At 65.3% G+C, this 24,367-nt stretch carries 10 protein-coding genes and 1 pseudogene; 4 read left to right on the forward strand and 7 right to left on the reverse strand.

Annotation, left to right across the window (positions count from 1 at the left end; translation table 11 throughout):
- Window positions 1-159 precede the first annotated feature (159 nt).
- From HHX40_RS21610 to HHX40_RS21625, 5 genes and pseudogenes are all read right to left on the reverse strand, one after another.
- A complete protein-coding gene (locus HHX40_RS21610) occupies window positions 160-2,514 on the reverse strand; it encodes a DEAD/DEAH box helicase (protein WP_182882069.1) in 2,355 nt (784 codons plus the stop codon).
- 785 nt (window positions 2,515-3,299) lie between these two features.
- On the reverse strand, window positions 3,300-4,091 hold the full coding sequence (locus tag HHX40_RS38265) for an ADP-ribosylglycohydrolase family protein (RefSeq protein WP_396788148.1): 792 nt from the start codon (window positions 4,089-4,091) through the stop codon (window positions 3,300-3,302).
- 128 nt (window positions 4,092-4,219) lie between these two features.
- Window positions 4,220-4,528, reverse strand: a pseudogene (locus tag HHX40_RS38270) (ADP-ribosylglycohydrolase family protein); the annotation flags it as partial.
- A 23-nt stretch (window positions 4,529-4,551) separates the two neighbouring features.
- Complete coding sequence (locus tag HHX40_RS21620) at window positions 4,552-5,190, reverse strand: DUF4352 domain-containing protein (protein ID WP_182882070.1); 639 nt, start codon at window positions 5,188-5,190, stop codon at window positions 4,552-4,554.
- 366 nt (window positions 5,191-5,556) lie between these two features.
- Entirely contained in the window at window positions 5,557-7,164 is a 1,608-nt protein-coding gene (locus HHX40_RS21625; protein WP_182882071.1) for a serine/threonine-protein kinase, read from the reverse strand.
- A 212-nt stretch (window positions 7,165-7,376) separates the two neighbouring features.
- Here HHX40_RS21625 and HHX40_RS21630 point away from each other — a divergent pair, with 212 nt between their 5' ends.
- Window positions 7,377-9,419, forward strand: a complete 2,043-nt coding sequence (locus HHX40_RS21630) for a hypothetical protein (protein WP_182882072.1) — start codon at window positions 7,377-7,379, stop codon at window positions 9,417-9,419.
- A 285-nt stretch (window positions 9,420-9,704) separates the two neighbouring features.
- A complete protein-coding gene (locus HHX40_RS21635; RefSeq protein WP_182882073.1) occupies window positions 9,705-11,303 on the forward strand; it encodes an Hsp70 family protein in 1,599 nt (532 codons plus the stop codon).
- Here HHX40_RS21635 and HHX40_RS21640 read toward each other — a convergent pair.
- Together HHX40_RS21640 and HHX40_RS21645 are read right to left on the reverse strand one after the other, a co-directional pair.
- Window positions 11,224-14,610: a helicase-related protein gene (locus tag HHX40_RS21640; protein WP_182882074.1), complete on the reverse strand. Its 3,387-nt coding sequence runs from the start codon at window positions 14,608-14,610 to the stop codon at window positions 11,224-11,226. The genes HHX40_RS21635 and HHX40_RS21640 overlap by 80 nt on opposite strands.
- 37 nt (window positions 14,611-14,647) lie before the next feature.
- Window positions 14,648-16,633 carry a hypothetical protein gene (locus HHX40_RS21645; RefSeq protein WP_182882075.1) on the reverse strand — a complete coding sequence of 662 codons (1,986 nt, stop codon included), beginning with the start codon at window positions 16,631-16,633 and terminating at the stop codon, window positions 14,648-14,650.
- Window positions 16,634-17,069: 436 nt separating this feature from the next.
- On the opposite strand from HHX40_RS21645, the gene drmD reads away from it, so the two are divergent.
- Both drmD and HHX40_RS21655 read left to right on the forward strand, forming a co-directional pair.
- The gene (gene drmD, locus HHX40_RS21650; protein WP_182882076.1) at window positions 17,070-20,186 is read left to right on the forward strand and encodes a DISARM system SNF2-like helicase DrmD; all 3,117 of its coding nucleotides are present in this window, start codon (window positions 17,070-17,072) and stop codon (window positions 20,184-20,186) included.
- Window positions 20,183-24,295 (forward strand): Eco57I restriction-modification methylase domain-containing protein, encoded by a 4,113-nt coding sequence (locus tag HHX40_RS21655; protein ID WP_182882077.1) that lies wholly within the window; start codon window positions 20,183-20,185, stop codon window positions 24,293-24,295. Before drmD ends, HHX40_RS21655 begins: the two co-directional genes overlap by 4 nt.
- The last annotated feature ends 72 nt before the right edge of the window (window positions 24,296-24,367 follow it).

A 24,367-nucleotide genomic window follows, 5' to 3' on the forward strand; every position in this document is an offset into this window, starting at 1 on the left:
GATCGGCCGGATCGATCTCCGGACTGCTATGGGGGTGAACAGTTCACCGGCGCGCCAGAACTCGATGATGCCGCTACGGCGCTCGTCGACTTCGGTCGTGACGTATCCCTGCGGATGCGTTCGCTCCTGTGACGACAAATTCCCAGAGATCATCAGTTCCTACGCCGAGGACTTGCCCTTGCCTGTCCTGATCAGACGATCGCAGGCAGCGCATTCGTACCGGAGATCCGTCTGTCCCCAGCGTTCATGCTCGTAGCGGATCAGCGTTCGCTGGCAACGTCCGCAGTCGTCGCCCGGTTGCCCGCTTCCCGGCGCCGCCCCGGGACGGCGTCGTTGTGCGCGGCGTACCGCGTCGGCGAACGCGCGGTCTTCGGTACGGAGCACTACTCCCGGCTTCGGCCCGAGAAGCGATGCGGACGAGGACCAGACGACATCGCCGATCACGGCGAGGGATTCCCGGATGGGCTGGCACGGGCGGATGTTGATTCCCTCCCTCAGGGCCTGGAGGCCTGCCACGGATAAGTGGCCGTCCGGCTCCGGTTCGACCCAGATGGTCACCGCCTCCTTGTCGGCGTCGTTGTCTGGAAGGAGTCGCAATGCTGGCACAAGAGCGGGCAGAGCCCTCAGCGGTGCTGCGGGCAGCCACATCTCGACCGTTCCCGCTCTGGTGATGTCGTCGTTCAATCGCTCAACGACGCTGCCTTCCACGTGCTGGGTGCCGCCGAAAGAAAGGGCGACGGCTTCCTCCCACGACAGACGTTCTGCGCGATCGAGCAGGTGCGCGATGAATGTCGACACCGCATCTCCCGAGGAGCGATGGCGGTTGAGCGCGTCGAAGGCACCGATGACGATCAGATTGTCACGGGCGCGGCTCGCCGCGACGTTGAGTAGCCTTGCACCTTCACTTCCACTGCCGCCCTCGGTGAACCACGGGTGCAGTCGCGTGATGCCGTGGCCGGTGTCGACCGAGTCATAGACGACGATGTCGCGTTCGCCCCCCTGGAAGCGGTGAACGGTGGAGGCGGCCCATTCCTCTGAGCGCGATTCGGGAAGGAGAGCCTCCAGCAGGCGGGCCTGGGGGGCGAACGGGCTGATTAAGGCGACGTCGTGGGCCTTGTTCGTCGCACTGCCGACCAGCGCGGCGACCAGCTGAGCGTGCATCAGGTTGTAACGCGAGAAGATGCCTTGTTTGCGCGCTGTCCGCGCCTGCATGTCCGATGTGTCCACCACCACGAGCTGGCCGGTCGCCCATGGAGCCCGGCTCCTTGCCGCTCTGATCCCCACACTCGAGGCCGTGACGAGTGGGCTTTCGGGATAGAAGGCGGCACTGACGATGTCTCCGATGCGCTGACGCATGCGGTATTGCTCGGTCAGGGCGGCCAGACGGGCAGGCGGACGTCGCGCTGACACGGCAGTGTCGATGCCCGCCTTCTCGAAGACGCTGCGCCGCAACCACTCGTGGGCCAGTGGGGTGTCGGCGACGGCGATCGGCGGCAACTGGCGGAAGTCCCCCGCGATGACGGTGTGCCCGCTCCCCATCCCGGCCACGAGCATGGCCAGAGCGGCGCTGGTCATGCTCGCCTCGTCGAGAACGACTACATCGAAGGTGATGTGCTTGAGCGTTTCGAGGACGACCTGATGGGCCGTTGCCGCCACGACCGTGGCCTCCCGGCAGACCTGACGACGTACTGCGAGCAGCTTGTCGTCCAGCTCCTGCTTCACAGCCTCAAGTTCGGCGATCTCAATCTCCAGCTTGAGTCGCCTCGCTTCTTGGTTAGGCGTGAGCCGGTCCTTACGACGCCGCAGGGCGACAAGCCCCTTGCGGCAATCGCGGAGTCGCTCACCCACCTTCACGCGGTGCTGAGCGAGGGGAGCGCCGCGCTCGGCCGCGATCTCGTCCACGAGAACCCTGCCGGCCGCGCGGTCGACCAGCGACGGATCCGCTGGCTGACCGAGCCGGACCACCCGGCCTCCCGCAACATTCGGCAGACGCTTCAATACCGCCTGAACCGCCACGTCCAGCGCCGCGTTCGTCGGGGCGGCGAGCAAAACGCGCTTCCCGCGCTCGAACAGCTTCGCCACAAGCGCGGAGACCGTTGTCGTCTTTCCCGTCCCCGGCGGCCCCCACAACCAGGTGACTCCCGGTGCAAGGGCGAGCTCGACTGCGTTGCGCTGACCCTCGTTGAGAACTTTCAAATCGGCGTAGGCCAGCCTCCCCCGCGACGGAGACACGTTGGCCCTCGGAGGTGTGACCACGGCGAGGGCTGCCTTGGCGTTGAACCCGGGTCCACCATGAGTGAGCTCGTGCAGCCGTCGGCTTTGTGCGGTGAGTAGCCAGGACAGGTCGAGCCGCAGGGCCGCCTCCCGCACCGCAGGGGCATCCGGAGGCATCGAGAGGGTAACGACGTTGCCGAAGACGGAGATGACTTCGACGGCTACCTGCACATCCTCCATGATGAGGGTGGCCGGTGTGCCTTCCTGGATGCCCAGATCGCCCTGTGCCTCGAACCGCATCAGCTTCCGTCGGCTGCGCGCCCTGCCGGCTTCGGTTCCGTCAGACAGCGGCACGTCGGTCTGGGTCCGGCTCTTCGTGACCGCGTGTAGCTCGTCATGGAAAGCACGGGACGCCCCAGCCGCCACTTCAGCCCAGCGCGCGGGTACGGGTCCCAAGGGCGGCGTCGGCTCCACCGCGGGAAGGCCCACTGCCGCCGCCAGTCGCCTGACTTGGGCAGCCGCCCGTTCCTCCATCGAGCGTTCCGTAACAGTCCTTGTGGGCGTCGGCTGTGCGGGAGATGGCACCCTTTCGGCTACGCCACTTGAGAAGGGTGGTGCCCATCCTCTGGGGATCCACAGTTCGTCGCGAAGGTCAGCGATTCCGTGGGTGATACAGGTCTCCCACAGCACGCCAGCGTCGACACGCCGCAGACCGGCGTCGTGTACTGCCGTGAGCAGGGCATCCCGGGGCACCGGACCGGCGGACAACGCTTCCTGAACGACGGTGATCAGCCTGCGCTCGCGACCGGCTGCCATCAGCGACCCCGATCACGGGCATGAGACGGGCAAACGGCAATGCGGGGGAGCATCGCTTTCCTTTGTGGAGCATTCACGGCTGTGGTGATGCTAGTAACAGCCGGTAAGGGTAGGAATGGACAGATCTAAAATTGCAACCGGCATGTGATCTTCCGCGGACTGCGCTGTCCGGTCGCGTCCAAGCACCGTCGGCGCGGAGGGTGACCAGGCGGGTGCCCGCGGGGAGCAGAATCTTGCCGCGATAGCGGCCAATCTTGTTGATGAGGCAGTCAAGGGCTGCCGACGCGGCTGTAGGTGGGGACGATGAAGTTGGATTCGTCCTTGTGCGCGGCGCGCATGGTGCGCAATCCGCGGGTGGGGAAGAGCTTGAGCACCTGATCGCCGGGTGGTGTGCAGGCGCACGACGTCGTCGCCCTCGCCGCGGAATGTCGTGTCCATGCGCGGCGGCGGTCAGGGCCAGTACGACGAGCAGGGCGGAACAGGAGCGTTCTCCTCAGGAGGGGGTAGTGGTCGGTCCGGTAGCTGTGTGAGGTGGGTTCTGCCAAGAGGTCGTAGGTGATCTTGACGATGGTCTGGCGGCCTTCCACGGCGTCGACCCAGTCGGCGGGCAGCAGTCTGAATCCGTGCTGGGCGCTGAGGTTGTTGCCGCAGATGGCCCTGGCTGAGTCGGAGTCGCCGGACTGATTGACGGCCAGGAGGAGTGCCTTGCTGGGTGGGGTCGGGTTCGGCGAGCGCGCAGTAGACGGCGATCGCGAGTGCCTCGTCCGCGACCCATCCGGCGAGTGATTCGACCGCTTCGGGGGTTGGCCGGGGCCCGGAGGCCAGTTCGACGGCGGCGCGCAGTACGCCAAGGGTCTCCTCGTGCGCGGGGTAGCCGGGGAGACGGTGAGTGCCTGCTGTACGGCGTGCTCGAGGGAGTCGCCATGGACCAGGTCGTGGATGATCGAGGCAAACGCGCCGGCGGACAGCGAGGCTGTCGGATGCCCTTGGGTGAGGTAGGAGCAGCGGGCCGCCGTCTCGAACGGATCGAATACCGCGAGTCTGAACGGCGCGGAGCGCATGACGCTGCCGCAGCTCTTGGAGAGTGGGTTGATCTCACCGATGGAACCGGGGGCGGATACGTCCCGGTGCCGTCTGCTCGCGTAGAGCCCTGACAGGCAGGCCGTGCCCGGCGCCCGTCGCGCGTACAGCCAGTTCTCCTGCCGGAGCCAGCCGTGTTGCGCAGGCTGTCGTCCGGGGCCGGCGGATCGGGGAACTGCTGGGTGTCGAGCCAGCGCAGGTAGGCGTTCCGGGCGGCGACGGGGTCGGTGCGGTGGAGGCGTGCCCGGATCGGCCCTTCGGCGGTGAACAGGGTCATCTGCGTGTCGTCGGTGACCTCGGTCGAGACCATGTAGCGCAGTCCGTCCGGCCCGTAGGTCGTGCGGATCTGTTCCAGCGACATGAACTCGATCGGCTTGCCCAGGGCGTCTCCGATGGCGCCGCCGAGCATGCAGCCCATGACGCAGGAGTAGTACCCATGGCTCACCGAGCCAGGGACACGGTGACGCCGTTGGAGAAGATCGAGTCGTGCAGTTCGACGGCCTTGAGGGTCAGGTTCCTCGGCACGTCGAAGAGCAGGATCCCCTTGACGCTGTTGCCGGGGTTGATGTTGTTGAGGAACGCATTGGAACCGTCCAGGCCGAGCGCGGCGGCACCGGAGTCGGCGTCGAACTGGCGGCCCTTGGTGTCGATGAGCTTCTGCGCCGAGTCTGTGAACATCTGGGCCTCGTCGCCGATGTTCTTCACGGTCAGGTGGATCAGCACGTACTGGCCCTGGGCCTTAGACACCGTGAAGCCCTCGCCGACCTGTGACAGTCCCTTCTCGACCTTGGTGACTTTGAAGGCGAACTTGCCGTCCTTGACCACGTCTCCCAGGCCGGGGGCCTGAGGCTTTTCGGGCTTGGCGGCCTCGCTGGTCCGTCCAGGTGTGCTGGTCAGGCTCACCTGGGTGTCGCCGCCGCCACCCTTGAGCACCGTGCCGAGGACGGTCAGCCCCATGAGTACGGCGGCGCCGATGAGCAGCGCTTTCAGGCAACCGCCGCCCTTCTTCTGCACGATCACCGTCTGGGGGTAGGGCTGCCCGTGGCCGTACGAGGCAGAGTTCTGAGGGGTGCTATGCACAGGAATCTCCAGATGGGGGATAAACAGGCGCGGCAGAAGGCTGGGTACGTCGAGCCGAGACGGCGGAGGCCTTGCGGCGCGACAACCTCGTGTACCGAGTGTCTATTAGAGCAGATTGTGAATCCAGCGCACAATTATTTCCGCGATGCGTTGCGTTGCACGCGTCCGCCCGAGGTGGTCTTTGTACGCCCACCAGGGGGCAGGCGTCGGTCTCGACATCGGACGAGCTACAAGGTCGACGGCCGGTCCGTCGCGTCCGAACCCAGCGGAGGTCGCAACGGTGCCACACAGGCCGATCCGCCCCTCCGGGCAAGAGCGCGTGCTCGTCTTCAAGCGAGAGAGACAGATGCCTGGTGGATGAGCAAGCTATTGAGTGATCGCGAGCATGAGCTGGGCGGGCGTCGGGCGGTTGCACGGGTCCTTGCTGAAGGAGGCCGCCACCGCATCTCGAAGTGGCCGGGGTAGGACGGATACGTCGGGATGGTGGCTCAGGATCTGATGGGAAACGGCGTATACGGTGAGGCCGTCGAACGCCAGACGACCGGTGGCCGCGAAGTAGATCGTGGACGCCCAGCTGAATATGTCGGAGGGCGGGCCGACCGGCTGCCCGGAGACCTGCTCAGGGGACATGTACGCGGGGGTCCCCTTAAAGCCTCCGGTCGTCATGGTGACGTTGTCCAGGGCTTTGGCGATACCGAAGTCGATCACGCGAGGGCCGTCGGGTGCGAGCAGGACGTTGGCCGGCTTGAAATCCCGGTGGACGATGTTAGTGCTGTGGATTCCTCTGAGGGCGGCAGCGGTCGAGATGGCCAGGCGTGTGATGCTGTCTCCGTCCATGGGCCGCCCGCGGTGGATGTATGTCTCTAGCGACGGTCCGTCGACGTATTCGCTCACGATGTACGCGACGTCACCCGTGATCCCGACATCGATGATCGGCGCGGTAGCGAACGGCGGAACCCGCTGCGCCGCGGTGACCTCCCGCAGAAAGCCCTCGCGTTCGGCAACCCCTGTTCCCATCAGGGTGTGTAGCACCTTGATCGCGACGCGTCTGCCGGAGGGTGCGAGACCGAGATAGACGATTCCCTGCCCGCCGCCACCAATCCGGTCGATCAATCTGTATGGTCCAAGGGCACGCATCGGTGGGGTCGCTATGGGCGGGGCACTCATTCGAGGGTTCGACTGATGCGAGTCGACAGGAAGGCGTTGCCGGAACATGGCCTGCCTCAGAACGAGGGCATGGAACGTGCCACCCCACCACGGCCCCAGCGACCAACTCCAAAAGTACAGCTGTGCCCGCCAGTCCATGCTCGGCAGTTGGCCGAGCGGTTCATTTGCGATGACGAAGACCGCGAGCAGGACCAGGTAACCAGCCGCGGCCAGACCCTGTTTCCGGCTTCGAAGCCGCATCGCGGCAGAGCCGATCACCAGGCATGTGGCGAACCCGAGCGTGAATAGAGGCACCAGCGCCCAGATGTAGCTCACGGGGACAGCAACCCCGGTAGGCCCGGCCACAGTCTCCCGTTCTTCGCCGGGAGGGTGGGCAGGTTCCGAGCTGCTCCACGGGTCCCATGACCACCCCCCGTACCCGGGTGCCGGGCGCGAGGTTCCGGGAACGGTCATGGCCTTCGGCGGGAATACACGTTTTCTCGCGAAGAGCGCATGCAGGGTGCCACCCCACCAGGGCCCGAGAATCCACGTCCACATGGCAGCCTGGTTCTGCCAGTCGTCCGGCCCGAAGCTGCGAATCCCGGCGGTCGACACGAGGGCGACAAGCACGGCCAGGTAGCAGCCGGCGGCGATCGCCATCGCCCGGCTCCTGAGCCGGTAGGCGGCGAAACCGAAGACGAGCGAGGTCAGAAAGCCGAGCGAGATAAGCGGAACGACCGTCCAGACAATGCTAAATGCGTCCAGGAGCGGGGGACGGATGTCGGTCGGCCCTGCAGGATCCCGCCGCTGATCGCTCTCTGTGGACATGACGCGAATCCTAGTGACGTGTGCGTAGACCTCCACATATATGTAGGGTGTCGACTGCGGTATTGACGGGGGACTCTCACCCCTGATGCCGGTGTCCATCAGAGGCAGCCGATAGCCGTGGTCGTGGTAGCGAGGGCAGGTTCGGCGAGAGTCGAGCTGTTCGCCGGTTTTGCGTCCACCACGTCCTCCTCCCTGCCTCTACAGTTGCAGCCGTGGATCGAGCCGAAGTTGCGGTGCGCAGACCGCAGCATGCTGATGGAAAACTTCGAGTAGGCACCGTGCTGTCGCGGTCCGGCACTCTCGCCACGGTCCGATGGGAAGACGATGGAACCGTGGAGGAGAACGTACGACTTGGGGTGCATACCCTTCTAGCCGTTGCGGGAACACTGCGCTATCAGTCCCTAGTCGATCGCCTGGCCTTCGCCGAGCGCTTCAAACGCGATCCGATGACAGTCATCCTTGAGCTCCTACGGGAGACTTCCAAGCCACTTAGGGCCACACACATCAAGGAGCAACTCGTCGAGTTCGGGCTCGAGAAAGACGCCGTGGACAAGGCATGGAAGTCCACGTACAGCAAACTCGCTAAACATGATGGCGTACGCGCTGACTCCGGCCTCTATGGATGGGCCGGACCGGTCACAAATCGGCCGGACGTCTCTGCGAACGGAGCGGCTACGACCAAGGCGCATGATTCCCGGGGCCTCGAGTTGGTGGAGCCACTGAGTGGTGTCCCGACCCCAGTCGTCCAAGACGGCCCGAAGCATGTGCTAGATATCCCTGCTCCTGCTGAGAAGCAGTCCACCGATCACGCCGAAAAAGCCTCTCAACTTAAGCGGATCCCCTCCGTTGACGTGGACTGCGACGCGAGCGCCGAACGAGGGCTCCGCGAGGTTCTGGCGGAGGTTCTCGGCAGCAAGCTGCCTCAGCCGGTCCATCGGTACCTGGTGACACCCCTGCGGGTAGGCGCGAAACTTGCAGCACAGGATGACGCAGAGATCGAGCACCTCTTCGCCGCAGCGAAAGAGCATGAGCGCACGCTCCTGAAGGTCATGTTCCTCGCGGTTCCGAAACCTGTCGAGGCCGTTGATGCTCCAGAGCACTTGGCCAGCCTAGATGCGGCCATGGTGGGACCACTCGTCGCTGCCGCCGTGGAAGAAGTGAGCAGGAGGCCGGCTCCCGGCTCCGCCATGCGAGCGGCGATTGTATGGCTTGTGCGGCGAGTTTCGTCGTCGCGGACGCTGCTAAATGAGTCTTTCGCGTCCTATATCGAGTTGGTCGCCCACCTGTCCGTGAGCCCGCAGAAAGGTGAGTTCGAAGTCCTGGACACAGCCGCCCGTGTCCTGGCCAGGATGCTCCCTGATCTTCCAGGTGACACTATCGACGTGGACATTCTCGCGCGCATCGCGCGTCCGCTGCCCTTTCATGGCAAGGGCGGTCGCGTCGATCTGATCGCGGCGGTTGAGCAGGTACGCCCTGACGCAGTGTCCGATGTCAGGTGGTGGGACGGGGTGACCGTACAGGCTCTCAGCGAATGCGGACGCGGTCCGTTGGGCAGAGTCATCGCCTTACCTGACGTCATAGAACATGTTGTCCGGCCGCTCCTAGCCCGTGAGTTGTCCCTTGTCACCACTCGCGCCAGGCTAGCTTTCTTCTACGGCCTGCCCGTCGTGTTAGCCGAGCATCTCGCGCCGGCTGAAATGGCAGAAGCTTTCCGAAGGGTTGCCGATCAAGATCGGGTCGCCACCTCCTGGATGAGCAGGCTGAGCGGGCGGCAGCAGTTGGACGCGCTCCGGGGTGAACTCCGCCGAGCACGGGGCGAAGCCGAGACGGCCGTCGAGCTGGCCGAAGCCGCCGAACGCAAAGCCGTTGAACTGGCTGAGCGCTGCGCGCGATTGGAGCGAGATCTGCAGGGCGCACACAGCCACGCGATCAGCGTACGGGGCGCGCAGGAACGTCAAATCAAGATCGACGTTGTCCGTTCCCTGGCCGACCTCGCTGCGGAGGTCGAAGAATTGCTGGTCGGCAGAGCCGATCCCGGGCTCATTGTCGACAGGGTCCGCGGCCTCATTGCCAGCCAAGGGGTGAAAGCCATAGGCGCGGTGGGTGACGAAGCGAGCTTCGATCCGGCTGTGCATGATCCGCTGGTCGGCGATCCTGAGGCTGGCACGCCCGTGGTTGTCATTCGCCCTGGTTATCGTTGGTCAGCGGCGACAGAGGAGGTGCTCCTGCAGAAAGCACTGGTCGAGCCTGCTTGATGTGGATTCGGCCACGTTCTAAGAAGCCCTCAAAAATTGTCGGTCCGATGTCCTAGCGTGATCCCTGATTCCGGAGCCAGTCGGGGTGACGCCGGTTCTTGAACAAGTCCCTGGGTTCACGTTGACGGAGGAGGACCGGTGGCGGGATCGACACCCCACACGACTTTGAACGGTAGTTCGGAAACCTCATCAGGTGATTCCGGCCCTCAACCCTTAGTCCACCCCGATGGAGGTGGATCGGCGGGGCGAGCGATCGGCATCGATTTTGGTACCTCGACTTCGCTCGTGGCTGAGCAGATCGGGCGACTCCCCGTGGAGATTATCCCCCTTGGCCGGAGCACCAAATGGTTCCCGTCGATTGCCGGCTATCGAGGACATGCTCTTCTCGTGGGGGAGGACGCCGACGTCCTTCCTGCGGACCAGGTGATTCGCTCGGTGAAGCGTGCGATCACGGAGGACCGTGGAAAGGTCCGGGTCGGCGCAACCGAGGTCGGTGCCGATGATGTGATCGTCGCAGTGCTGGCGGAGATGGCGAATCGAGCGGCGACTGCTGGTCACCCACTCGGTTCCATCGAGGAGTTCCGCCTTGGCTGCCCTGCGATGTGGACCGGCGACCAGCGAGCGCGACTGCTCCGCCTGGCGGGAAAGGCAGGTCTACCAGTCGATGACGCCGCACTCATTGACGAACCTATCGCGGCCGGAATCGCCTGGGTGACCAACAGGTTCCTTGCCCATGGCGAACGGCCAGTGGGAAGGCTCCTGGTCTTCGACATGGGCGGCGGAACTCTCGATATCGCCGTCCTCGACATCGTGGGAGGGGAGAGTCCCGAGATCTCGGTGCTGTCCGCCATCGGCAGCACTCAGGCTGGAGACGTTCTAGACGTCGCCATTGCTCGGGACCTCAGTGACGGGCTCAGGCGCAAGGGCTTCGACCTGCACAGCCTGCCCAACCAGCAGCGCGTCCAGGCACTGCTGCTTCGAGAAGCAAGAGAGGCGAAAATCAGGCTTTCAGTCGACCGTGAGCATCTGGTCGTCTTTCGGAGCATGGGTAAACTACCGGTCGTGCCCTACCTCCGGGAACAACTGGAGGAGGCCTTCGCTCCGCAAATGGACTCCGCCGAGCAACTCGTCTGGGCGGCCGTCCGGGAGGCGAAGATGACCGAGGACGCGCTCACGTGGGACGGCCGTCGGACAACGAACTCGCCGGCGGACCTTCGTGCGATGGGGCCGGAGAAGCTGGCCGAGGAGATCAAGTATGTGCTTCTCGTCGGTGGGATGAGCCGCATCCCGTACGTCGGGCGGCGGATCGGCTCGCTCTTCCCTCAAGCCGAGGTGTTCGACGACGTTGGCGTTGCCCCTGACGAGGCGATCGTCGCAGGGCTCGCGAACACCACTGAGTACGAGCGGCTCAACCTGCATCGCCCAGGATTCGACTTCGTACTGGAGTGGGATGAAGGCGCCGGTGTGCGCCAGGAGATCATCTACAAAGCACATACGCGGCTCTACGAGGCCTGGCAGGCACTCTCAATGACTTCGCTGTTTTACGAGAGGCGAAGCCGAGATTTCCCCGGCCCGCGTCAGGGGAATTCGCGACTTCGAGTACGGTCGATCTCGGGAGAGTATGTCCGCCTGAGGATCGACGGGAAGCAGGCGGACAGCATCCTCCTTCGTATGGGCGACGACATGCTGTTCAGAATGTATTGCAACGGCCGCATCATCATCCAGGATGGATCCGGCCGTACGCTTCAGGTCCGTGTGGATCGCTGGCCGGTAATCCGCGGGCGGGACTTCGCGGAGCTTGTGCTTAATCGCGTGCCAGACGAGGCTCAGAAGGGCGACGACCAGTGGTATCTATTGAGGGACTGGGCGCCGCCTGAGCAGTGACGAGGGCTACCGCGACAGGGGTGAGAGAGATGCTGAGCGCCTTCCTGGCGCTTAGCCTGTCCCGGATTGCCTGGCGGTTCGCCCTCAGATTGCGGAGCCGACCTTCGTGTAGTCGCCGGATGCCAGCCTCGCTGATCCTGGCAAGGAGCTCCTGGGTCTTCTGGATCTGCAGGTCGATCGTGCTCTCGTGAGCCCGGATACGACCCTCGACGAGTGCCTGGTTCTCCTGCCGCCGGGTTCGTTCGGTATCGAGAAGTCTGGCTGCCACGTGGTTCTGAGCGGAATGCCATACGTGCAGCAGGCCGTCCTCGGGAACGATGGAGTCGCCGTCTCCGAGTGTGCCCTCGGCCAGCGCGGTGAGCAGAGCCTCTCCAGCGTCGGGCTGCACCTCGTACGTGTCGAGATCGACGGCTGTGATCCATAGCTCAAGTTGCGGGCGCAGGCCTCCCGACTCAGCGAGGTCCACTGTCATGAGGTATCGGCCCCCTTGAGGTAGACCAGGCACGGTAACGGAGCCGAAGCGCGGTAGGGCCAGGTCCTCCTCCTGCAGTACTGCCAGCGTCAGCTTGACCAGGGGGTGGCGTGCCGACAGCAGCTCAATGTCATACTTGCTGGCGGTCTCTGGCTCGAAGGTGCACTCCAGGCGGGTTCTGTCCTGCAAGCGGGCGGCGAGCTGGGCAAGAGGGTATTTGCTCCCCGTCTCGTCCGCTCTGCTCCACCGGAGCTTGGTGGCGAGTTCGTGGGATCCGACGATATAGAAGATGCCCTTCTGGTCTGGTTCCGTCCGGCGAGCGCTGTATCGGCGGAAGAGCTCGTCGATCATTCTGCGGATCTCGGTCGAGCCGACGAATCGGCCGTTGCCGGGACCGTGCTCGCTGAATCCCTCCACAAGCAGCCCGTCCAGGCCGGAGAGTAGAGCCCGAGACGCGCGCAGTTCCTCGGTGGCTTGATCCCGCTGCTGGGCAGCGACCGCGACGCGTTCAATCTGCTCCTCCACCTGGTCGGGACTGAGCGCGGGATTCAGCAGTTTCGAAAAGTTGTCACGCAGGATCGGTTCGAGCTCCCCAATGGAGTTCTGGAAGATGCCGATTCGGTCGTAGAGGCGCTGGAAGATGTCCGTCTCGATCGTGCCTGGGACATGCATGTTGTAGATGAAGATCTTGTCGTGCTCCTGCCCGAACCGATCGAGGCGGCCGATCCGCTGCTCGACGCGCATGGGATTCCACGGCAGGTCGTAGTTGACGAGCACGTTGCAGAACTCGAAGTCGAGGCCCTCGGATCCTACCTCGCTCAGCAGCAGGATCTGGAAGCCGCCCTCGCGGAAGTCGCGCATGATCTCTTCGCGTTCCTCGGGAGGCACTCCACCGTCCATCACTCGGACTGTGAAATGCTCGCGCAGCCGCCGTGCCAGGTATGAGAGGGTTCCTCGGAAGAATGAGAAGATCATCATTTGACGGATGCCGAGGGCGCGAAGCTGTTCCAGCTCCTCCAGCAACCGGTCGTACTTCGTATCGACCTGGACCGGCTTGAACTGTGCCGACACGTCCAGCAGCCCGCTGAGATCGACCTCGTCGACATCATCATCGACATCGTCGATCTCCATGCGGAACAGCTTTGGATCGCGCAGCCGCAGCGACTCCTGTGAGGCGGGGATGCAGCTGGCCGCCTGCCTGAGTGGCATCTGCATGACGAAAGCGGGAGGTACTCCCATGCTCCACGCTCGGCGCCAGGCCCACAGGTAGACCGCTCGGTAGTAGTCCTGCTCTTCCTTGGTCCACTCGACGTGGATGTTGCGCGGCTCCCGTACGGCCTTACGGTCAGGTACGTCCGCCTTGCGCGTCCGGGTCAGTACGCCGCTGAGGACGTTCAGGTCGGCGAGCAGTCGGCGGGCTCGGGCCTTCTCCTCATGTGTGAGCGGGCGCTCCACCTTGAGCAATTCGAGGAGCAACGCGTAGTCCGGTCGGTCGGTGATATCGCGACCGAACCGCATGCCCTTGAGCTGGTCGAGGGTGACGAGTAGTTTCCTCGGCTCTGTGTTCCCGATTAGGGACCTGGTCACCTCGTTCAGCACCTCGTTTGGCCTGAGCTGGCGCTCGAACGTTTCGCGGTCGGAGAAGTGCTCCGGGTCGAGGAGGCTCATCAGGTTGAATAGGTCGTCGTTGCCGAGGTTGAGCGGAGTGGCGGACAGCAAGATGAGGTAGTCCGTCCAGTCGGCTAGGAGCTGTCCGAGCGCGTGCGACTTGCTCTCCCGGTTGCGCATGTAGTGAGCCTCGTCCACGATGACGAGGTCGAACCGCGGCTGCAGCGTCGCGAGCTGGGCCAGCACCTTGTCGGCGCCGCGCAGCGATTCAAGAGAGATGACGCCCCGTAGGTTCGGATGCTCCCCTCGCTCCCATCTGTCGGCGAAGTCCTCCAGATCGCGCGGCTTCAACAGTGCGAGGTCGCGATCGAAGCGACGCCGCATCTCCGCCTGCCACTTGAACTTGAGCACAGACGGCGCCACGACCAGAACCCGGTCGAGCTTGCCACGCTGTTCGAGCTCGCTCCAGATGAGCCCGGCCTCGATGGTCTTGCCCAGACCGACCTCATCGGCGATGAGAATCCGGCCAGAGGATCCGGTGAGAACCTTGAGCACAGGCTTGAACTGGTAGGCGCGGAAGACCGTCTTGCTCGACGCGTACGAGTAGAGCGTGTCGGTCAGCGGATGGTTCAGTTTTGTCCATGTGAGCGTGAGCGACAGTCCGGCAGCGTCCGCCGGCGGCTGAGTGAGCCAGAACTCCGGCCTGCTGGGGTCGCCCTCGACCTCGGTCAGGGCCTCCTCGCTAAGGATCTTGATCTCCCCGCGGATGTCAACCTCGTACACATATCCACTCGGCGTCGCCTTGAGCCCGGCGACCCGGCCAACGGCGCCGCCCTCGGGACGGACCATGGCGCCGACCCGAAAGCGCGAGTCACCTGTCAAGGGGAGCGCGCTGGCCCACATCGTGCTTTGTACGGCCCAAGCGGTGAGCAGGTGCCCGTCTTCGATGAATCGGCTCCGAGCGGTCTCCGGCGCTGCCGGGTCTTGCCCGGAGAGGACCACCATCGCTTGCCAGCCAAGGTCGCTCTTGATCGCATACGCGCCTCGGTGAAGCCGCTTAGTCATCGGGACTGGCGGGGTACTTCGCACGTCAAGGGCGAGCGCCTTGATGGCGTCCCGAGATCCGTCTGGCACCTCGCCGACGACGAGGCAGGACTTCGGCTGTAGCTCCTTCAGCCAGTTCAACTCAAGAATCGAGGGCCGGTATCGCAGATCGTCATCTGACATGGAGGGCTCCACATCGGCGTCGTCGTAAAAGAGGTAGTCAGTTGGTCCGGGTGTTCGGTAGGTGGTCGCCGACGTAGCCGACCCAGATTTTGCCGGTGGCGCCTCCGGAGTCGTCATGGAAGTACAGGCGGGGTGCGGGATAGCCCACGGGCCGGAGCTTCACGTGCGCCTCCATGAGCAGCCTGCCGCTCGGGTCCACTTCTCTCGGGACGGCGAAGGTTCGAGGGGCGCTGAACTTCGGCCGGTTCGCCACTGACTGGGACTCGCGCATGGAGAGCATCCCGACCGGAATGGTGAGCCTGTCGGCGGAGCCGGTGGCGCACCAGTCGTAGAAACCGCCGGCGAATTGACATGACGACCTGGCCCTGGCGAAGTCATCCAGCGCACGCAGCGCGTCCCACGCCTTCGCGGCCCAGATCCGAGACAGGGCGGGATGGTGCAGGTCCAGCCGGGTGGCAGCCGCGTCGGTGTCGCCGATGACGACGTGGGTGAGCCGCTGCCTGGCCTCAATCAGTGTCTCCATCAGACTGGCGGGCTCGAAGAGGTCGTCTCCGAGCGCTATGCCATACACGGATTGCCCGGTTTCGGCGAGCTTGCGCTCCAGGTGACGCACCCGTTCCGTCATCCGGCGAATGTCTGAAACTGCCTCCTCGTACTCACCGAGGAGCACTTTGTGCTCGGCGCGCAGCGTCTCCAGTTCGCCTATGAGCCGCTCGGCATCGCTCCCGGTCACGTGTAGCGGCTCCTCATTGCCGCAACGTGCGCCGACGATGTCTCGCAGACCCGCGACATGGGCGGTGAGGACGGCAAGCTGCCGCGACACCCCGTGTGACTCGTCCACAAGAGGGCCGGAGGTCGCGGCCAAGGACAGTGCCGATTCCAGGTCCGCGCGCAGCTCCTTGACGACCGACTCAGCCACGCTCTGGGCGAGCTCCGACGGGTCGGGAGCCGGAACAGATGCCTCAGCGTTCTCCCGTTGCGGTGCTTCCGGCTCCGCTGACGGAGACTGGCTTGCGATCTCCGTCCTGCTGTCCTCGATCACTATGGCAGGAGCGGGGCGCACCGTCTTGGCCATCATCCGGCGGCGAAGCTCTTCCCTGGCGGGGTCGGCGACAGCCCGAGCCGAGTGCACCGCCTCGGCGATCTCGCGCAGCTCAGAGCGGCCGGCCAGCACCCGATTGACCACGCGAAGCGTCGCGATCACCTCGTCCGGCAGACTCATGTACGCGGTAGCGCCGATCACTCCTTCGATCGCCTTATCCAGCGCGCGATCGCCCTCGTTACGAATCATCCCCCCGCCCATGGGCCGGTGGCGGTACGGATAGCGCTCCGCTGCGGGATCGAACGGCGCGAGATAGGTGCGGATGCCGCCACCGAAGACGCCGAGCTCGTGGCCCATCACCTGGTTGAACCGGTCCTGAGTGCGCAGGTCACCGAAGCGCGCCACCAGCGCGACCCCCGCGGTCGCCGCCGACAGGTATCGGGCGCGCGATGGGGCGGCATCAGAACTCGAAGAGTCGACCGAGACGACGACGGGCACGCGCCGACGGGGCTCCGCCAGGGTGTGCAGGAAGCGGTCGACCTCTTCCTCATCGACCACGAGGGGGCTGTCTTCCAGGTGCACCGCGCCATCGGTGATCCTCGCGGTTCGCAGATAGGCAGGGACGAAGCCGGGGGCCTGTGCGGACAGCGGCGCCCCATGGCCGCGCTGGTCGGCCGTGACCATGACCCAGCCGGTCATGCCGGGCACGGACTCGGCATAGATGACCCGAGTCTGGAGCACCCCGCCGTCGCACGGCTCATCCAGGATGTACCGGCCGCAGTCGCCGCGCCGCTCCATTCGCAGCCGGGAACCATTCACCTCATGCTCCGTCAGCGGACTTCCGGGATTGGCGGCCGGAAACCCCTTCTCCGCAGCCCACTCTGAGAAGACGCGGCGGAGCCTGATCGAGATCGGAGCTCTTACGTCGCGCAGAACGGCCTGGTACAGCCGTGTCACGTTGGGGGGCATGGTGGAGGTCACGCTCACCTATCGTCGAAGACGTCTCATCTGGTACGGCAGGCTGTGTTGACGCGGCGACTCCATATCGATCTAGCTAACGCTCACCAGAGCGACCGCTGATCGTGGTACGGATGGGGCCTGGTAATTGCCGTTCCAGCAGTTGCACTCGCGTAGGTCTCTCGGGTGGCTGGCATGCGTGCCGGAGACCGAGAACGCGGCCGCGTCTGGCTTCCATTAGAGCGGACTGTGAACTCAGTGCACAAGCAACCTGTTGCTATGGACAGGGAACGCCAAAGCGTCGTAGATTGCTTTGGGACGCACTCCGGGTGTGGACCCGGGCTGTTTGATCTGGATCGTTCCCTATTTCCTGCCAGACTCTTGCGGAGCTGCCGCCTTGCTGTATTCCGGGCGCAGCGGGCCGTAACTGATGCTGGCAAGGGCCGTTGGCGAGGAGTGAATGGTGACGAGTGCGACGTCGGAGAAGCCGGCCATCGGGGCGCTGGTCGCTGTCCGTGGTCAGCGGTGGGTCGTCAGCGAGGTCGAGACCGGCGAGAGCAGCACTCTGGTGAGCCTTCAGAGCGTCGAAGACGGGCGCTACGGCCACACTCTCGATGTCATCTGGGAGGTCGAGCCCGGCAGCAAGATCCTTCCGGGCGGCTCCTTGCCGGAAGTCGCGGACTTCGATCCCCCTGCGCGTCTCGCGGCATTTCTTGATGCGATCCGTTGGTCGGCGGTCACATCCGCGGACGTCAAGACGCTCCAGGCGCCGTTCCGCTCCGGCGTCGCGATCGAGGACTACCAGTTGGAGCCGGTCGCCCGCGCAGTCGACGCGCCTCGCGTGAATCTCCTACTCGCCGACGACGTCGGTCTGGGAAAGACCATCGAAGCGGGCCTGGTCGCCCAGGAGCTGCTGCTCAGGCACCGCGCCAGGCGGATCATGATCGTGTGTCCGGCGGGACTCACGCTCAAATGGAAAGACGAGATGGCCGAGAAGTTCGGCCTCGACTTCACGATCATCGACGCCGAGCGTTGCGCGGTCGTGCGCCGCACCCGCGGAAGCGCGGCCAATCCCTTCGAGGTCTACCCGCTGACCATCGTCAGCCTTCCATGGCTGCGCGGGCAGAAGGCGCAGCGGCTTCTCGACGAGGTGCTCGACCCATCCGCGGAGAAGCGCGCGTTCGACCTGCTCATCCTCGACGAGGCACACCATGTCGCCCCGGCCGCGCCCAAGCAGGTCTACGCGGTGGACTCCCAGCAGACCAAGCTCATCCGCCGGCTGGCACCGCACTTCACGCACCGGCTCTTCCTGTCCGCCACCCCGCACAACGGCTACCAGGCGTCGTTCACCGCCCTGCTGGAAACGCTCGACGACCAGCGGTTCGCCCGCGGGGTCGACCCCGACTCCGCCGCAGTGGAGGACACCGTGGTCCGGCGGCTCAAGCGGGACATCGTCAACGGCGACGGCTCCAAGCGATTCAAGGAACGCAGCGCACAAGCCATCCCGGTGCTGTATCCCCAGGACGAGCGGGAGATTCACGAGCTGCTCAAGCAGTTCGCGGCAGCCCGAAAGAAGCGCCTCACCCGGAACAAGGGCCGGAAGGCCGCCGACCTCGTGACCCTGCTGCTCAAGAAGCGGCTCTTCTCCAGCCCGGCGGCGTTCCTCCACACCGTCGGCGTCTACCTGGACACGGTCAACGCGAAGGCGGCGTCCGTCCTCGACGAGTCAGACGAGGTTCCCGAGTGGATCGAGGAGTTCTCCGAGTACACCGCCACGCTCGACGACGAATTCCTCGCCGAAGCCGAGGACGACGCGGTGAACCGGGCGCATCCCCTGCAGGAGGGCGCCACGGAGCAGGAGATTGAGCTGCTGGAGAAGATGCGGCGCTGGGCTCAGAAGCACGCGGTGCGGCCGGACGCCAAGGCCCAAGAGCTCATCACCTACCTGAAGGCCGTCTGCCGTCCCGACCAGCACTGGTCCAACGAGCGGGTCGTGGTTTTCACCGAATACCGCGACACGCAGACCTGGCTCGCCGACCTCCTCAACCAGGAGGGCCTCGGCGGTGACCGCCTGGCTCTCCTCCACGGCGGCATGTCTGCCGATGAGCGCGAGCAGGTGCGGCAGGCCTTCCAGAAGGATCCCACCGAGTTCAAGGTGCGGATCCTCCTCGCCACCGACGCGGCGGGTGAAGGCATCGACCTGCAGAACTTCTGCCACCGCCTGATCAACTACGATATCCCGTTCAACCCCAACAAGCTCGAACAGCGCATCGGTCGGGTCGACCGGTACGGCCAGCAGCACACGCCGGACATCAGGCACTTCGTCGGCACCGGCTGGGACACAGCCGTCGACTCCTATGAGGCCGACCTGGAGTTCCTCTCCCGGATCGCCGAGAAGGTCGCGCAGCAGCGGAAGGACCTCGGCCCGGTCAACGTGGTCATCTCCGAGCGCGTCCAGCGCCGCATGCTTGGCGAGAACGTCGGCATCGACGACATCGACCAGGTCGCCCCCAAGGAAGACGTTCCTGTCGAGACGAACGTCGGCGAGCAGGTCAGGAAGCTGCGTGCCAACCTCGACGAGACGGTCAGCGAGCTGAGGATCACGCCGCAGAGCATCCAGCGGGTCGTGGACACAGCGCTCGATCTCGCCCGCCAGCAGCCGTTGAAGCCGTACCTCGATGAAAAGCACCTCACCGAAAGGCTCTTCGAGGTCCCTCCGTTGACCGGCTCCTGGGAAAGGGCGGCTGCGGGACTCCTCGAGAAGATCACCAAGGACGGCCAGCCACCCAGGCAGCGTCCGATCACGTTCGATCCCGAAACGGTGAAGGAGCTGCGAGACGACGCCGTGCTCGCACACCTCAACCATCCGCTGGTCGCCATGTCGACCCGGCTGCTGCGTGCGGCGGTCTCCAACCCGGACATCGGCCTGCACCGGGTGACCGCCGTGGTCAGCGACGACCCCGCGCTGGAGATGACCCTGATCGGCGCGTACGCCCGGTACGTCCTCGTCGGCGGCGATGGTGTCCGCTTGCATGAGGAGGTGCTCTATGCCGGAGGCTGGGCGCAGCAGAGCGGCCGGTTCCGCCGGCTCGACACCCTCGGCACGCTCCGCGGCATCCTCGACCGGGCTCTCACTCAGGGACTGCCCGCCTCGCCGCACCTTCACAAGCACCTCGCCGGCATCTGGGAGAAGATGCGGCCCGGCCTTGTCGACGCCATCGACGCCCGGGTGAAGACCCGCCGCGACTCGCTGGAGAACCTCCTCGCCAAGCGTCAGGAGGCCGAGCAGAACCGGATCGCCGCCAACCTCGACCAGTTCGCGGCGGCGCTGCGCGCCAAGCTCGCCGAAGACGAAGAAGAGGACGCGCTGTTCAGCCGGATCGAGGCGACCAAGGACGAGCGTGAACTCAGGCAGTACAGACGTGACCGTGATTCCTGGAAGACGCGTCTCGACCGGCTGTCCCAGGAACGACAGCGGGAACATGACGCCATCGCGGCCCGCTACCGCGACCCCCAGGAACACGTCTTCCCCGTAGCCGTGATCTTCGTTGTTCCGAAGCAGGAGGCCTCTCGATGAGCAAGGGATCCAACTGGCGCACGCAGCCCGACGCGAACCGCATGCACCAGGACTGGCTGAGCCTTGTCGAGGTATCTGGGCCGTTCCTGTCGCTGCCGGTCCTCCGCCGCACCTGGCCGTCGCTCGACCCGCTCGACAAGGAGACCCGCGAACGGCTGCGCCTCGAACACGGCACCTGGCAAGCAGGGGGTCTCGTCGACGACTGGGTCCTGTACGGCCTGCGCCACCTGCTCGGCTGGAAGGACGCGGTTCATATTCACGGCCTCGAGGTGCTGACCGTCGATGTGCCGCAGCACGACACCCAGCTCGTCCCCGACTTCGCCCTGGTGGAGCCGGGTGAAGAGATCAAGCCCGACAGCGTGCGGCTGATCGGCATGATCTGCGAAGGCCGGCCGACGGCCCGCATCAAGGGGGAGGACTGGGCCGCCACCCCGGTCGACCGGCTGGCCCAGCTCTGCCGGCACCACGGCATCGAACTTGGCCTGGTCACCGACGGTCGCTGGTGGACCCTCGTCTGGGCCCCCCGGGGCGGCGTCACCACGACCGCCGTCTTCGACGCGATCTCCTGGCATGAGGCGGCCGAGCGCGACGTGGTCCGCGCGTTCGTCTCGCTGCTCAAGCGTGCCCGTTTCTTCTCGGTGCCGGAAGAGGAGACGCTGCCCGCGCTGCTGAAGGCCAGCCTGGACAGCCAGGAGGACATCACCGAGGCGCTGGGCGTCCAGGTGCGGCAGGCCGTCGAACTTCTCGTCGCCGCCATCGGCCGCGCCGACGCCCGCGACCGCGCGGCCGGCGGCGAGGGAGTGGGCGACGTCTCCGCGCACGACGTCTACCGCGGTGCCGTGACCGTCATGATGCGGATCGTGTTCCTGCTTTTCGCCGAGGAACGCGGCCTGCTGCCGGCCGACAACGAGCTCTACACCACTGCCTACTCGGCCGGAGGGCTCTGCGCCGAGCTGGAGCAGATGGCTCTCGAAGGCAGCGAGAACGACCTGGAGCAGACCCAGTCCGCCTGGCACCGGCTGCTCGCGCTCTTCAACGCGGTCTACGCGGGGGTCGATCATCCCCGCCTGAAGATGCACGCCCACGACGGCTCCATGTTCGATCCCGACGCCTATGCCTGGCTGCCGCTGTCCATCGACGATCGCACAGTGCTGCACATGCTCAAGGCCGTGCAGTACGTCCAGATCGGCTCAGGCAAGGCCCGCGAGCGGCGCAAGCTCAGCTTCCGCGCCCTGGACGTCGAGCAGATCGGCTACGTCTACGAGGGGCTGCTCTCCTTCGAGGGGCACCGGGCGACCGACACCGTGGTCGGCCTTGTCGGGAAGCCCGGCCTGGAGGAAGAGGTCGAGCTGTCCCACCTGGAGCGGCTCGCGACGTCCGTCGGTGACGGCCTCGCGGCGAAGCTGGCCGAGCTCTACAAGCCCTCCGGAATCGGTACGGCCGCCGCCATTGCGAAGCGGCTCGCTCCGATGGCCGAGGCGGAGAAGGTCGAGGCGCTCCGGAAGCTGCTGGCTGTGACCGGAGGTGACCGCGAACTGGCCGAGCGGCTGCTCCCGTTCTACGGCATCATCCGCCACGACCTGCGCGAGCTGCCGACGGTCGTCCTGCCCGGCGCCCTGTATGTCACCGAGTCGGCGCTGCGCAAGAACACAGGAACGCACTACACCCCGCGCTTTCTCGCAGAACAGGTCGTCGAAGGGGCGCTGGAGCCGCTGGTCTACCGGGTTGGGCCGCTCCAGACGGCGGACCGCTCCGAATGGCAGCCGAAGTCCAGCGAGGAAATCCTGCGGCTCAAGGTCGCCGACATCGCCATGGGCTCGGCCGCCTTCCTGGTCGCCGCCGCCCGCTACCTCGCCCGCCATCTCGTCGAGGCCTGGTCGCGGGAGGGTGACGAGCGCGCGGCGGCCTACCTGTCCGCCGACGAGTCCACAGCTCGTACGGCCGACGCCGACCAGGATCCGGTCGTCATCGAGGCGATGCGCCAGATCATCGAGCACTGCCTCTATGGCGCGGACATCAACCCGATGGCCGTGGAGATGGCCAAGCTGTCGCTATGGCTCGTCTCCATGGACAAGGAACGGCCCTTCACCTTCCTCGACGACCGTCTTGTGGCGGGTGACTCGCTGCTCGGCATCACCTCACTTGACCAGCTCGAAGTGATGCACATGAACCCGAAGCGGGGCCGCGAGATCCACGAGAAGCGTGCCCTGCGAAACTTCGCCCTCGGCGCCCGCGAGCTGGTACGCGAGGTCGCCGCCGAACGCCGTGCGCTCGCCGACATCCAGCTCGGGGATAAACCGATGGAGGCCCTCGCGAAGAAGCGCAGCGTGCTGGCCGACGCCGAACTGAAGACGTCCCAGGCCAGGCTGTTCGCCGATCTCGCCGTTGGTGCGGCGCTCGCCTACACGGGTAGGGGAGACGCCGGCCTGCGTGACGGCTCGATCGCCGCCTCCGACTATGTGCGCCGTATCACTGAGGGATCGGCGAGGGCGGAGGTCGAGGCTCGCGAGCAGCGCAAGGAATGGCTGAACAAGGACCGCGTGCCTGGCTCCTTCGACCGCCAGCCGATCCACTGGCCGCTGGTCTTCCCCGAAGTCTTCGAAGACGACAAGCAGAAGTGCCCAAACGGCCCCGGCTTCGACGCCATCATCGGCAACCCGCCCTTCTTGGGCGGTAAGAAGTTGACCGGATCCCTGGGCGTGGCCTACCGGGAATACCTGGTGGAGGCCATCGGGAGAGGGACGCGAGGGCATGCCGATTTGGTGGCCTATTTCGCGCTTCGCGCGCACGGCGTGCTCAACTCGTTGGGCCAAACCGGGCTGATCGCCACAAATACTCTTGCTCAGGGCGACACGCGTGAAGTTAGCCTCGACCAACTCGTGGCGAGTGGTGTGACGATTCGCCAGGCGGTGAAGAGCAAGCCGTGGCCGTCAAAGAGCGCGGTGCTGGAGTACTGCGCTGTGTGGACTAGCCGCGCGATCCCTGGTGAAGAGGCCGAGCGAATTTCCGATGGAATAGTCGTCGCGGGAATCGCTCCGTCGCTCGACCCCGATGCTCGCGTCGTCGGTAATCCCAATCGGCTGGCAGGTAGCACAGGGATCTCATTCATCGGCTCATATGTGCTCGGACTCGGATTCACGATGGAGCCAGGTGCTGCACAAGCGATGATTGAGCGGAACTCGAACAATAAAGACGTGCTTTTCCCGTATCTCAACGGGCAGGACCTGAACTCGCGCCCCGACTCCTCGGCAAGTCGTTGGGTCGTCAATTTCCATGACTGGGACGAGGCCAAGGCTAGGACGTACACGGAGCCATACGACCAGGTGCTTCGTTTGGTCAAGCCGGAGCGTCAACGCAGGAAGCCAGACGGGAACTTCGCTCTACGGAATCCATTGCCGGAGCGGTATTGGCACTACGCGGACAAGCGCCCTGCGATGGTCAAGGCCATTGCGGGGCTTGAGCGGGTGGTTGTGATCACGCTCGTCAGTAAGGTGGTCATGCCGGTGATGGTGCCGACCGGGCAGGTCTTCTCACACATGCTCGGTGTGTTCGCGACGGCTGACACTGCGATGCTGGCACTGCTGTCGAGCGCGCCGCATTACTGGTGGGCGCTCACACGGGCCTCGACGCTGGAGACGAGGGTTCGCTACACGCCCTCGGATGTGTTCGAGACGTTGCCGCTACCGGAGCTCACCCAGGAGATGCGGGAGCTGGGGGACCGGCTGGACACGTTCCGGCGGGAGCTCATGCTGGCCCGACAGGCGGGGCTCACCGCGACGTACAACATGGTCAATGACCCCGCCAACACCGATGAGGACATCGTCGAGCTGCGCGCGATCCACAAGGCGATCGACGAGGCGGTCTGCCGGGCGTACGGCTGGGTCGACCTGATCGACAAGCTCGATCACGGGCATCACCTCGTCGCCCGCGAGACGCGCTACACGGTCGGCCCTGCCGTGCAGCGCGAGTTCGTCGACTGCCTCCTGGAGCTCAACCACGAGCGCTACGCCGAAGAGGTGGCGAAGGGCCTCCACGACAAGCCCGGTAAGAAGGCGGCGAAGCCGAAGACCACCCCGGCCGCCTCGGAGTCCGACGGACGGCTGTGGTGACACGGCTCCCGCAGCCCGCAGCGGCTTGTCACTCGGCGAGCCGGCCTGGACGACACCCGATCGCAGTGCGGA

Origin of the sequence: Microbispora sp. H10949 (assembly GCF_014161435.1) — a bacterium.
Lineage (GTDB): Bacteria > Actinomycetota > Actinomycetes > Streptosporangiales > Streptosporangiaceae > Microbispora > Microbispora triticiradicis.

Excerpts from the sequence above, each read along its gene's own strand:
- HHX40_RS21640 (WP_182882074.1), bottom strand. The coding sequence starts at position 14,610 with ATGTCAGATGACGATCTGCGATACCGGCCCTCGATTCTTGAGTTGAAC.
- HHX40_RS38265 (WP_396788148.1), bottom strand. The coding sequence starts at position 4,091 with ATGCGCTCCGCGCCGTTCAGACTCGCGGTATTCGATCCGTTCGAGACG.
- HHX40_RS21625 (WP_182882071.1), bottom strand. The coding sequence starts at position 7,164 with ATGTCCACAGAGAGCGATCAGCGGCGGGATCCTGCAGGGCCGACCGAC.
- HHX40_RS21655 (WP_182882077.1), top strand. The coding sequence starts at position 20,183 with ATGAGCAAGGGATCCAACTGGCGCACGCAGCCCGACGCGAACCGCATG.
- HHX40_RS21610 (WP_182882069.1), bottom strand. The coding sequence starts at position 2,514 with ATGCGGTTCGAGGCACAGGGCGATCTGGGCATCCAGGAAGGCACACCG.
- drmD (WP_182882076.1), top strand. The coding sequence starts at position 17,070 with ATGGTGACGAGTGCGACGTCGGAGAAGCCGGCCATCGGGGCGCTGGTC.